At 66.3% G+C, this 11996-nt stretch carries 11 protein-coding genes; 6 read left to right on the top strand and 5 right to left on the bottom strand.

The window, feature by feature from the left end; all coding sequences use genetic code 11:
• Positions 1-29: 29 nt before the first annotated feature.
• Together K9F62_05875 and K9F62_05870 are read right to left on the bottom strand one after the other, a co-directional pair.
• Complete coding sequence (locus K9F62_05875; protein UJX42208.1) at positions 30-1970, bottom strand: hypothetical protein; 1941 nt, start codon at positions 1968-1970, stop codon at positions 30-32.
• Between the two features lie 8 nt (positions 1971-1978).
• Complete coding sequence (locus K9F62_05870) at positions 1979-3001, bottom strand: efflux RND transporter periplasmic adaptor subunit (GenBank protein ID UJX42207.1); 1023 nt, start codon at positions 2999-3001, stop codon at positions 1979-1981.
• A gap of 156 nt (positions 3002-3157) precedes the next feature.
• On the opposite strand from K9F62_05870, the gene K9F62_05865 reads away from it, so the two are divergent.
• Positions 3158-4027 carry a polysaccharide export protein gene (locus K9F62_05865; GenBank protein UJX42206.1) on the top strand — a complete coding sequence of 290 codons (870 nt, stop codon included), beginning with the start codon at positions 3158-3160 and terminating at the stop codon, positions 4025-4027.
• Complete coding sequence (locus tag K9F62_05860; GenBank protein ID UJX42205.1) at positions 4028-6229, top strand: polysaccharide biosynthesis protein; 2202 nt, start codon at positions 4028-4030, stop codon at positions 6227-6229.
• Positions 6230-6241: 12 nt separating this feature from the next.
• Here the strand turns inward: K9F62_05860 and K9F62_05855 are convergent, their stop codons facing one another.
• The 3 genes from K9F62_05855 to K9F62_05845 form a co-directional block, all read right to left on the bottom strand.
• The gene (locus tag K9F62_05855) at positions 6242-6529 is read right to left on the bottom strand and encodes an exonuclease V subunit alpha (protein ID UJX42204.1); all 288 of its coding nucleotides are present in this window, start codon (positions 6527-6529) and stop codon (positions 6242-6244) included.
• Positions 6530-6679: 150 nt separating this feature from the next.
• Positions 6680-7150: a hypothetical protein gene (locus tag K9F62_05850; GenBank protein ID UJX42203.1), complete on the bottom strand. Its 471-nt coding sequence runs from the start codon at positions 7148-7150 to the stop codon at positions 6680-6682.
• A 61-nt stretch (positions 7151-7211) separates the two neighbouring features.
• Positions 7212-8153: an SDR family oxidoreductase gene (locus tag K9F62_05845; protein ID UJX42202.1), complete on the bottom strand. Its 942-nt coding sequence runs from the start codon at positions 8151-8153 to the stop codon at positions 7212-7214.
• 120 nt (positions 8154-8273) lie between these two features.
• Here K9F62_05845 and K9F62_05840 point away from each other — a divergent pair, with 120 nt between their 5' ends.
• Genes K9F62_05840 through K9F62_05825 form a run of 4 tightly spaced genes read left to right on the top strand, consistent with a single transcriptional unit; the run spans position 8274 to position 11915 of the window.
• Complete coding sequence (locus tag K9F62_05840; GenBank protein UJX42201.1) at positions 8274-9248, top strand: lysophospholipid acyltransferase family protein; 975 nt, start codon at positions 8274-8276, stop codon at positions 9246-9248.
• Positions 9249-9289: 41 nt separating this feature from the next.
• Entirely contained in the window at positions 9290-10951 is a 1662-nt protein-coding gene (locus K9F62_05835) for a glycosyltransferase family 39 protein (protein UJX42200.1), read from the top strand.
• Positions 10948-11391 carry a hypothetical protein gene (locus tag K9F62_05830; GenBank protein ID UJX42199.1) on the top strand — a complete coding sequence of 148 codons (444 nt, stop codon included), beginning with the start codon at positions 10948-10950 and terminating at the stop codon, positions 11389-11391. The genes K9F62_05835 and K9F62_05830 overlap by 4 nt, the downstream gene beginning before the upstream one ends.
• Positions 11388-11915 (top strand): hypothetical protein, encoded by a 528-nt coding sequence (locus K9F62_05825; GenBank protein ID UJX42198.1) that lies wholly within the window; start codon positions 11388-11390, stop codon positions 11913-11915. Before K9F62_05830 ends, K9F62_05825 begins: the two co-directional genes overlap by 4 nt.
• Positions 11916-11996 lie beyond the last annotated feature (81 nt).

The following is an 11996-nucleotide window of genomic DNA, read 5'->3' as shown; positions in this document are numbered from 1 at the left end:
GGCACGCGTGCCGGGGTGCGTCGACGGGATCAGTACGGCTCCCGGGCGCAGGGCAGCGTGCCGGCCAGGGCGGCCAGCCGGGCGCGGGGCAAATGGTACAGGGCGAAGCTGGCGTTTTTGGCCGCGAGATACGGGGCAAGCTCGGCCGGGACGCCGGATTTGGGCAGGTCCAGGGCCACGAAGACCTTGCCGCCCTGCGGTCCCTCGAGCATCTGGCCGGGCAGGCGCACCCGCCAGCGTTCGCCGAGGCTCAGGCCCAGAAACGACCATTTCCAGGGATCGGCCGAGCATATGCCGACATCCTTGGCCCCGGCGGCGGCCAGGGCGGCCCGGAGGGCGTCGATGTCGCAGTCGATGGTCCGGTAGCGGCCGTGGTTGCGCACGTAGTCGGGGTAATCCGCGTCCATGGCGGCATAGACCGGGCGCAGGCAGGCAAAGGACAGCTGGAGCACGAGAAATGCCATGGCCAGGGCTTTCGCGGTCGGCAGCGCCCATTTTATCCAGCCGGACCGGGCAAGTCGCGGCAGGGCGTTTCGGGACAGGGCGGCGTAGAGCGGCAGGGACAGGATGAAGGGGTAGAAATAGGACAACCCCTTGCCCGCCACCCAGGGCGTGTCCCGAAGCGTAAACAGGGCGAAGGCGGCAAGCGATGCGGCGGCAAAGGCCACGGCGGCCAGCGGCGCGTCGTGGTCGCGGTCGGCCAGGGCCCGCAGCACGCCGGCAAGGAACAGCACGGCCACAAGCAGAGCGAACAGCGTGACGACGGCCGTATGGATGTGGAGGAACGACAGGCCGGGCAGCTTGGCGAAACCGTCCCCGGCCAGGGTGACGCCGAAAATGCCGGCGGGGATGTTTTTGAAAAGCCAGGGGAAATAGGCTTCGCTCCACAGTTCCGGCGCGATGGTGGTAAAATGGATCTGGGCCAGCATGTGGGCGTAGAGGAACCGTACCGGCCAGGTGGCGGCCATGCCCACGGCGAATCCGGCCGCCTGGACGAGCGTCTGACGGCGGGTGAGGCGGCCGGCCAGGCCCAAAAGTCCGAGGAACGCCGCGACCGCGCCGACGACCATGGGAAAGATCTCGGTATAATTGACGAAGCAGGCCAGGAAGGAAAGCCCGAGCAGGCCGGCGCGACGCAGGATGTCCGGCGTCCGCTCCGGCGGCGGCAGGGAGATGGCCCAGGCGAGCAGCACGGTCAGCGGCAGCACGTTGATCTGGGAAAAGGCCCGGATGTCGAGCACGAGCTGGCCGTAAAATCCCGTGGCCATGACCAGGGAGGTCAGCGCCGCCAGAAAGGGCGAAAATCCCATGGCCGCGAGCAAGGCCAGCATGGCCGCGTAAAAAAGCAGGAAACTCGTCATCGTGAACGGGTATTGAAAATCCACGATGCCCATGCCGGCAAGCTTGGCGCCGTAGGCCAGCATGGCCCCGCACGTCCAGCGGATGTTCAGCATGGAGCGCGGCGGGCCGAGCATGGGGTCGTCGGCCTCCACCTCCTCGGGAGAATGGGTGAAGGCCCAGGCCCGGGGGTGGGCGTCGAAATACTTGGCCAGGAACAAGTAGATAAACGAGTCGCTGGCGTTGCCGCGAAAGACGGCATAGCCCTTGTTGCCGGCGGAAAGCGGCGCGGTGAGCAACCCCAGGCACAGGACCGCGCCGGTAAGCCCGGCGACGAGCCTTTTGTCGCGCACGGCGGCCAGACGGCCGAGCAGGTCCCGGCGCACGAGGAGCAGGCATACCAGCGACACGGCCAGGAGCCCGCCGGTGACGGGGACCATGGCCGCGCCCACCGTGCCCTCCCGCATCAGCCAGCAGGTGAGCGTCACGCTGACCAGGGCATAGCCGGCGGCCGGGGCCATGGCCAAAACGGCCGGCAGCCCCACGCCCCGGGCCAGCACGGCCATGGGGCCGAGCCCCACACCGGCGAACACGGCGCAATTGACCAGGATGGCGAAAGCGGCTTGCAGCATACGGCGGGTTATTTGGCGGCGTCCGGCACGGTGACCGTGACGTCGCAGCGCATGCCTTCCTTGATGCGCAGATCGGAGTTGGGCATGGTGATTTCAATTCTGTAAAACGACGGCTGCTGCAGCATGGCCGGCTGGGCCACGAAATCGACCTTGCTGATGGTGGAGTGGAAGGTCTGGCCGGGCAGGGTGTGGAAAACGATGGACACGGGATCGCCCACCTTGAGCTTCTGGGCGGCGATCTCGTGCACCGAGGCCCGGATGAGGATGGGGTCGAGGCGGCCGATGGAAATGAGCGAGGCCTGCTTGGTGAAGGCCATGCCCGGGACGAGGCGGTAGTTGGTCCACAGCACATAGCCGCTGACCGGAGAGCGGATATAGCCGATGCGCGGCAGTTTGTGGACGTCCTGGTCCTTGCCGAACTTGGACTTGGCGATGATGACGGCATTGTCGTAGCTCTGCTTGGCGAGCTCGTACTTTTCCCGCAGGTAGTCGCGCCGCATAAGCAAGGCGTCGATGTCCCGGGCGCCCATGCGCACGGCGATGGGGGCGACGGATTTCTCGGCGGCCATGTTTTCCAGGTCCGCCTGTTGCTGGCGCAGCGTGGTCAGCTGGCTCTCCACGTAGGCCAGCGCGTGTTCGACATCGTCCAGTTCGGTCCGGGAGAGGGCCTGCTTTTCGGCCATGAGGTTTTCCAGCGGCATCTCGTAGGTGATGAGGATCTGATCCTCGTCCACCTTGTCCCCCACCTTGAGCGGGGCCGAAAGGATGCGCAGGCGGCTCATGTCCGAGCCGAGTTCGGTAGCGGATTTTTCGTCCTTCTTCTTGTCTTCGGGCAATTCGTAGATGTTGGCCTGGACGCCGGTGCCCTGTTTGGCCGCCTTGGCGGCATTGGTGCTAAACGGCCAGGTGATATCGTATTTGATGGGGCAATAGCTCTTGCCGAGAAAGGTCAGGGTCGCGGCCGAGGCCGGGCCGGGCAGGCACAGGGACAAGACGGCCAGCAGGGCGCAGTAAAAGCGTATGGATTTCATGATATGCCTGGGTGCGAAATTAAGGATTGACGGCCCACGGCCGCTGCGTCGCCTGATAGCGCACAACCGCCCGGACCACAATGTGGTCGCACGCCTTGCGCGGGCGCCTGAAATCCCTTATCAGGAAAGTTGTCCAAGAGCCAGTCAAGGAAATCCATGCCGCGAGCCTTCGCCTTTTTTCCCCTTTATTGCCGCGTCGTTGTGACGATGGTCTGCCTGTCTCTGGTCGTGGCGCTTTCGGCCTGTTCCACGCATTCCACGCCGCCCCCGCTGACGGCCACTTCCAAAAAGCACGTTACGGGCCAGCCGCAACGCCGGTCCGTGCTCGGTTATGGCGACGAAGTGTCCATTGAGGTGTGGCGCAACGACGACCTCAAGACCTCGGCTCGGGTGGATGCCGCCGGCAACATCAGCCTGCCGCTTGTGGGCGAGGTGATGGCCGGCGGACGCACCGTGTCCGAATTGCGGGGCGAGCTGGCCAAGGCCTACGCCAAATATATCGTTGATCCCCAGGTGATGGTGAACGTCTCCACCATGCGCAGCCAGACCTCCATGGTGCTTGGCGAGGTCAAAAGCCAGGGCGTGGTCACCGTGGATCACGACATGAACCTGTTCGAGGCCGTGGCCCGGGCCGGCGGCTTCACGGACAACGCCGGCATGTCCACGGTGGTGCTGTTGCGGCCCCAGGGGGACAAGCCCCATGCCTATATTCTCGACATGCGCCTGGGGACCAAACTCGGCGAGGGCGTGGTCGGGTTCAATCGTTACCTGGAAGGCGGCGACATCCTCTATGTCCCCAAAAGCACCTGGGCCAACGTGGAGCAGTTCATGAGCCGCATGAGCTCGGTGCTCAACAATCTGGTCAACGCGGAACGATTCGTCATCTTCATGCCGCAGCTGCGGGACGCGATGGACGATCTTTTCAAGGGGCCGCAGTCCCAGAACACAACCGTCGTCACCCAATCCCAACCCGTGGCCGGAGAGGTGTTAAGCAACAGCCAGGGCGGGGTCATCTCGGTGCAATAAATGGAATTGCGCGAGCTTTTGCGCCTGCTCTGGCGACGCCGCAAGCTCATGTCCTGGGTCTTTGTCGTCATTTTCTGCGGGCTGGCCCTGCTGACCGTTCTGACGGAAACCCAGTATGTCTCCTCGGCCAAGGTCTACCTCTATCATTCCTCGACCAAGGCCTCCCTGCTTTCGCGCATCTCCCTCGATTCCCCCATGACCGGGAGCGCATCGCTCACCGACACCGAGCGGTCCACCTATGAGGACCTGGCCGCCACCGTGCCGGTGCTGCGGCCCGTCATCCGGGAACTGCACCTGACGCGCAAGCGCAAGTCGCTCCAAGTGCTGGAGTTCATCCCTTTCGTGCGCTTGCTTCTCGACCATTTCGTCCCGGACCTGGGGCGGCGGCCCATGACCTATGAGGAGTTGACCAACAAGTCGCTGGTCCACCTCCTCTTTCCCCGGCCCTACATCAAGGCGGCCATGATGGAGGATTCCGATATCCTGGAATTTTCCTCTTCGGCCGATTCCCTGGAGCTGTCCATCGCCCTGGCCAACGCCGCGGCCCGGTCGTTCGTCGCCCGCGAAACGGCCATGCGCCAGGACGAATGCCGGCTTCTGGCCGAGGCCGTGGACAAGGAGCTGCCCAGGGCCCGGGCCGCCTTCGATCAGGCTCTTAACGAGCAGCGCGATCTGCGCCGGCGGGAGAAGATCGTGGACCTCTCCACCGCGGGCGAGCAGCTCGTCACCCGCTACTACACCCTGACCTCCGACCGCGACGCCAATCGCCTGAGCCTCATCAAGGCCCGGGGCATGCTGGCCAACGTCAAGGCCCAGCTGGCCAAGCGTCCGGAATTTCGCAAGACCTCGCAGTCCCTCCAGCGCTCGGGCCTGATCGATTCCGTCAAGCTGACCCTGCGCGACCTTTACATGGACCTGGCTTCGGCCAGGACGCGCCTGACCGCCGAGCACCCGGCGGTCAAGGAGATCGAAAGCAAGATCGCCGAGGCCAAGCGCATCATCAAGGACGAGGCGCAAAAGGTGTTCGGCTCGGAAACCGTGTCCACGGATCCGACGTACAGCTATTTGAGCGAGCGCGGCGCCGAGTACACGGCCCAGGTCGCCGGCTACGAAAGCCAGGACGAGGCCTACGCGACCCTGCTCGCCGCTTTGGAGAAGGAAGCCGAGGCCCATCCGGCCAAGCTCGCGGCCGATGCCCTGGTGGCGGTCAAGGTGGATGCGCGGCAGACGTTCGTCAACAGCCTCAACCAGATGGCCTCCATGGCCGCGGCCGGCGAAGGCCTCGACCTGTCCCTGGCCCATATGGTCGAGCCGGCGACGATTCCGGGCAAGATCAACGACTACATGCGGCCCAAACTGTCGCTGATGCTGGCCGTGGGAGTGCTCCTCGGCGGATTTCTGGCTGTCGTGGCCGCCCTGGTCGCGGCCTATGCCGACGAGACGGTTTCCGGGACGGCCGGGGCGCTGGCGGCGGGCACGACGCCGCTTGGCTCCGTGCCCAGGCGCGACCGGGCGGCCCGCGCCCAGGCGCTGCGGCGGTTGCGCGAGGCGCTGTATCCCGCCGGGGCCGACGACGGCGGACCGCGTCTGGTGGTCGTGGCCGCTGCCGACGGGACCGTGGCCCCGGCCGCAGCCTACGGGCTGGCCCTCGATCTGGGCCGGACCGTGGCCCGAAGCGGACGGGCGACCCTGGTCGTCGACGCCGACCTGCGCCAGCCGGGCCTTTACGCCGTGGCCGGCCTGCCGGCCGGACCCGGTCTGGCCGAGGCGCTCGCCGGGGAGACGCCGCTTGCCTCGGTGCTTGTGCCCGGCGACGAACAGTCGCTTTGGATTTTGCCGGCCTCGGCGGTCCCGGTGGACGGGGATGCGGCTGACCGCCTCATGGACGGGCCGGCGTTGCGGCGGGTTCTGGCGGAACTGGCCGACCGTTTCGACCGGGTGCTTGTCTGCGCCGCGCCGTGTTCCCGTTCGGGCGACGCGCTGGCCCTGGGTCGACTGGCCGGGGCGGTGGCGCTCGTGGCCGGACTGTACCGCACGCCCGGGGCGGTCCTGGCCCAGGCCGCGTCCGAAGTGCTGGCCGCAACCGGCCGCACGCCGTTTTGCCTGCTTGACGGTGCCCCGGCCGACGACCTGACCCCGCGCGAACAGTGGCGGGTCATCCGCCGCCGCCTGCGCCGCGCCAAGGCCGCGCCGGCCGTCTGACGCGAACGCTTTCTACAAATCCTTCACATCCACGCCGCGCTCGGCCAGGATTCTGGCCCGCAGGCGCTCCAACCGCGCCGTCAGGTAGGCCAGCTCGTAGGTCTCGGGCAGTTCCTGGAAATCGGCCATGTCCGGGTCGAAGCTCTCCAGGTCGATGACCACCCGCTCGGCCACCAGACGCACGTAGTCGGCGTAGCTGGGGAAATCCAGCGGGTTGCCGGGCGAGCGCAGGCTGCGGGCGAAAGCCAGGGCCTCGGCATAGGCCTTGCTGTCGAAAATGCCGGCATCGTGATCGGTCATGGCGTGTTCCTTGTGATGAGGGGGAGGATGCGGTGAAGAGGGTGCGAGAGGGGAAACCCTTTAAAAAGGGTTCTCCCCTCTCGCGCTCTCCCCTTCCTAAACTTTTTCATGGGTTGCAGCGGCAGTATGCATGGAGAGAGGGGAAAAAACTTAGTAGCCCGGCCAGGCTGGATAGCCCGGACCGAAGAAGGGCCGGGGCTGGCCGTCGTCCACGATCGGGGCGGACCGGGACGGCGAGGCGGCGGACTTCTTCCCCGTCTTGCCCGACTTGGTCGCGGCGGCCTTGGCGGCGGCAAGCCCGTCCACCTTGGCGTTAAGCGCGCGGACCTCGCCGGAAAGCCGCTCCAGGGCCTTGGCCGCATCGCGGCCGCGAAGGGCGTCGACCTTGGCCGAAAGGGCGTTTACCGCCTCGCCGACGGCTTTGACCTGCGCGGCCAGTCCCGTGACGTCGACGGCCGGTGCGGCCGGCGGCAGGGCCTTGACGCTCACCTCCACGGCGTGGACCTGCTGGCGCAGCCGTTCGTTGGCGAACCCCAGCCAGACTAGGCCGGCAAGGAGCAGCAGCAATACCGCCACCCCGGCGGTGGCCACGCGTTCCCAGGGATATGTCCGGGCGTCCATTGTTCCGTCGCCTCCCTCCCTGTCCGTTGCCGGCCCGGTCCGCGCCGTGTTCGGACGCGGCCTACAGCTTGGGCAGGGTCTTCATGGTGCGGATGTTGTACCAGCGGTCCTCGTCGGCCAGCCGTCCTTCCCGGAAGGCAGCGGCCACGTCGCGGATGCCGTCGGCCACGCCGTATTGGGGCGCAAAGCCGGTGGCCAGCAGTTTGTCGGAATTCTGGCGGTAGGAGCGGGGATCGTTGGACGGCTTGATCTCGATTTCGGCCGGGGCTTCCTCCACGATCATCTTGGCCAGGGCGAGGATGGAGATGTTCTCGAAGCCCGCGTTGTAGATGCCGGTGTATTTGCCGCCGGCGGCCAGAAAATGCAGGAACACCCGCACGATGTCCTTCATGTGGATGTTGGGCCGGGTCTGGTCGCCGCCAAGGACGGTGATGTGCTTTTTGGCCAGGGCCTGCATGGTGAGCAGGTTGACGGCCACGTCCAGGCGCATGCGCGGGGAATAGCCACACACCGTGGCCGGGCGCACGATGGTCAGGGCCAGCTTGTCGGCATAGCTCAAAAGCACCCGCTCGCTGACCATCTTGGTCTTGTTGTAGTCCGAGATGGGCACGCAGGGCAGGTCCTCGGTCACTTCCGGCTCGTCCTTGACGCCGTAGACCGAGCCCGAGGAGGCGTGCAGGAACTGCTTGACCCCGCAGGCCACGGCCTTTTCGGCCAGCTTCATGGTGGCCAGGCAGTTGACCTCCCAGGTCAGCTTGGAATCCAGGTCGCCGCAGGGGTCGTTGGCCACGTTGGCCAGGTTGATCACGGCGTCGACCCCGGCCATGGGCACGGCCTCGATGTCCCGGGTGTCGCCGGTGATGGCGGTGAGGCGGGGATGTTCGGGGACGTGGCGGCCGAACCAGCCGATGTCGTAGACCGTGACGTCGTGCCCCAGTGCGAGCAGTTCCGGAACGAGCACGCTGCCGATATAACCGAATCCGCCGGTGACGAGTATGCGCATGAAAGCTTCCTTTTGGCTGTGTGATAAAGACGGCGAAGCGTCTGGCCGGGCCATACACCATTTGCGAAAGGCGCGCCAGACATGCTACCCGCGACCATCGCGCAAGCAAAGGACGGGAATATGCGGGCGATTCGGGACGCGTTGGTCTGGTGCTACTGGCATCCTTTCAAGCGGTTTGTCTGGGCCCTGCCGGGCGGCTCGGCCCATGCCCTGGCCAGGGGGCTTGGCCGGACCCTGGCCAGGCTGCCGAACGCCAGGCTTGCCGGCATGGCCGAGGCGGCGCGCTACGTCCCGGGCGTGCCCGACGATCCGGGTGCGCGGCTGTCCCTCGCCCGCAAGGCCCTGGTGGAATTTTGCCAGACCGACCTCGAAGTGCTCCTTTTTCCGCGCCTGACCCCGGAGCGTACGGCCGCCCTCGTGACCATCGCGGGTCGCGACCGCCTCGACGCCGCCTTGGCCATGGGGCGCGGGGTGATGCTCGCCTTCGGCCACTTCGGCGCCAACCAGATGATCATGCCGGCCATCGGCTACGCCGGCTACCGCATGTGGCAGCTTTCGGCCCCGGCCACGGTCCTCAATGAAAAACTGCCCGAGGGGCGAAGCCCGGCGGTGCGCCGCACGCGCGAGATGCGTTGGGCCCACGAGTTGTCCCTGCCCGTGACCCACGTCAACGTGTTCGGCAGTCTGCGGGAGGCGTTTTCCTGCCTGCGCGGCGGCAACGTCCTGGGCGTGGCCGTGGATGGCGGCGGCGGGGAAAAGCGCGTCGCGGTGCCCTTTCTCGGCCGCACGGCCGCCTTTTCCCTGGGACCGATGCTGCTTGCCGGCAAGACGGGCTGTGCGGTGCTGCCCTGCTTCATGGAGCGGGCGGCGGACGGCCGGATGACGCTGCGCATCGAGGAGCCCCTGCCCGCGGTCGGGCCCCGGCACGAGGACGCCGCGGCGGCAACGGCCCTTTTTGCCGAGCGCCTGTCCCGGGCCGTGATCGCGGATCCCAGCCATTACCTCTATTTCCTGGCTTTTCGGCTGCACATGGCGGCAAGCGGCCAGGACCCCTTTTTCGTGGAAGAGGCTGCAAGCGTGAAAGAGGGGGCCTGAGGCTGGACAACGGCGGCGGCCTCCATTACCCAGGGCGGGCCATGCCAATATCCACGACGACCGCCGGCACCCATCCGGCCGCGCCGCCGCAACACGGAGCGCCGGGATTTTTCGCCCGCCCGGACTGGGGCCTTGTCCTCGTCCTGGTCGTGGCCGCGTTCCTGCTGTTCTACAATCTGGGCCAGCGGCCCTTCTGGCAGGACGAGGCCGAGACCGCCTGTCTGGCCAGGAACGTCCTGCACTCCGGCCTGCCCTACGCCTCCGACGGGGTCAACGTCGTGTCCCAGGAGGAAGCCCGGGAGTTCGACAAGACCGGTGGCTATCTGTGGCGCTGGTCCCCCTGGATCCAGATTTATCTCCAGGCGGCGGGCATGGCCGTCGGCGGCATGGACACCGCCGCGGCTCGTTTTCCCTTCGCCCTGGCCGCGCTGCTGGCCATCTTCTGGACCTACCGGCTGGTGCTGCGCCACTTCGGCGACCGCTCGTGGGCCTTGCTGGCCGCCATTTTGCTCACCTGCTGCGTGCCGTTTCTCTTGATCGGCCGCCAGGCCCGCTACTACGCCCCGGGCACGCTTTTCGTGCTGTGGGCCCTGGACGCCTTTTTTTCCGACTGGCAGCGACGCTGGGGGCCGTTTTGGGCCATTTTCGCCTCCATGGTCCTGCTCTTTCACGCCAACTATCTGCTTTTTTTAAGCTTCGCCCCGACGGCCCTGGCCGCCGCCGCCCTCGTCTATCCCGAGCGCATGGCCTGGAAACGGCTTGGCCTTTTGACCCTGCTCACCACGGTCGTGGCCGTGGTGCCGGGAATTCTGCTCTACCGCATCGGCCGGCAAAGCGGCATGTTCGACATCCTGCTCGTGCCGGAAAACCTGATGCTCTATTTCGCCGACCTGTGCATGTTCTGCATCCCGCTACCCGTATCGGCGGCGCTGGTCTGGCGCTGGCGGGGCTTTTTCACCAAGCTCAGGCGTCCGGACGATCCCGGCGAGACCTTCGTGCTTTTTTCCGCCGTGCTGATCGTCATGAGCCTGCTTTTTCTCGGCATCGTGCCCCAGCGCTTTTTCCGCTACATCGCCCACCTGCTGCCCCTTTGCGCCATCCTGCTCGCCTGGTGCGTGCGTCGGCTGTGGGGCTTTTCCCGGCCCGCCTCGGTGATGCTTTTCATTTTGCTGGCCTTTACCAACTGGCTGGCCGTGTATCCCATGGAGCGGCTCAAGATCGTCAACCGGCCGTGGCAAAACGATTTCCGCCAGCTCACCTCGCTCAATTTCCCCATGAAGCTCCTCGTCACCGAGCTTGTCTGCGGCTATCCCGACGTCAACACGAGTATCGTGGAATTCTTCAAGACCCACGCCAAGCCCGGACAGACGGTGCTGGCCGAGTACGGCGATCTGCCGCTGATGTTTTACGTCCCCGGGCTCAAGGTCCTGGGGGGCCTGCAAGGGCCGGTGCCGCCGGGCACGGTGCCGGACTGGGTGCTGAGGCGCCGGGTGGTGCGGGTCAACCGCGACCGCTTTCTTTTCGGCGCCCGGGAATATACCGACGGCATGGATCTTACGGGCCGCTACGAACGTGTGCCCCTGTCCCTTCCCGACGAGACCTTCGGCAACCGCACCGACGACCCCAACCATCATTACTTCATGCCCGTCGAGCCCCCGAACAAGGCTCTGGAAGTCTGGCGGCTTAAGGAGCCCCGGCCATGAAGCGTCTCCTCACCCGGGAAAACGTGGTGCGCCTGCTGTTGCTCGTGGCCCTTGGCGGCACCCTGTACAAAGGCTTCATGAAGACGCCCGAGGCGGCCTCCAACCTGCGGCCGCGCGATTTTTTCAACGGGCTGGTCAATGACGGCGAGAACACCGCCATCATGAAGGAACGCCACCGCGACGTGCTGGAAGCCACGGACAAGGCCGTGCGCGTGCGCCTGTCCGAGCTGCGCTCCGGCGTCTACAAGCCGGCCAGGGGTTCCCTGGTCAGCGAGGAAACGCTCACCCGCGCCATCCGCAAGGATCAGGCCACCCGCGAGCGGGCCGTGGACGACGAAGTGCGGGCCTGGGAAAAGCTGGAGCGGGCCAGACGCCTGGAAGCCGCCCACTGGCGCATGGGCCTTGGCTGCACCGAAACCGGGGAGGGCGGCAGGCCGTGAACCGCTCGGGACGTAACCTCAGGCGTCTTTTGTACGCCTTGCTGGCCATGATTGTTCTCGGCGTGGGCACCCTTGTCTGGTTCGGGGCCTGGTACTACCCGGCACTCGGGCTTGCCGGCGTTCCCAAGGACGACTACCGCCGGGCCATGGACATTGCCGTGCGGGGCATGACCGCCTCGGAAGGCCTAACGTTCGAGGATTGGGATTTCATGAAGTTCCGGCAGGTGGAGCGCGGCGGCGAGGCCTACGCCTGGGGCGCGGCCCGGTGCCGGGCCAGGGACGGCTCCACATCCTTTTACTGGGTCTACCTGGAATGGAGCAAGAAGCGCGGCCAGTGGCTGCGCAATTTCAGCGAGGAGCTGGCCACGCCCGACGACGAGATTTATTTCACCCGGACCTCGCCCGGCCAGTTTGGCCGGGCCCGGCTGGCCCTTGGCAAGATCCTCGGCCAGCTGGCCGCCCATGTCCGCGAGGCCCGGGCCTTCGGTCGTAATCCCCAGGACTTGCCAAGCTCCGGCCTTTGAAGTATTGGCCGTTTCTCCGGTCATACGCCGGAATGCGGCCTGGCCAAAGGGCCGCTGGGCGGCGAACCTCTCCCCCCAAGC

This window comes from Desulfovibrio sp. JY, from assembly GCA_021730285.1.
Taxonomy (GTDB): Bacteria; Desulfobacterota; Desulfovibrionia; order Desulfovibrionales; family Desulfovibrionaceae; genus Solidesulfovibrio.
Note: the sequence above shows the minus strand (reverse complement) of the source record. Positions and strands in the feature narration are given on the sequence as shown.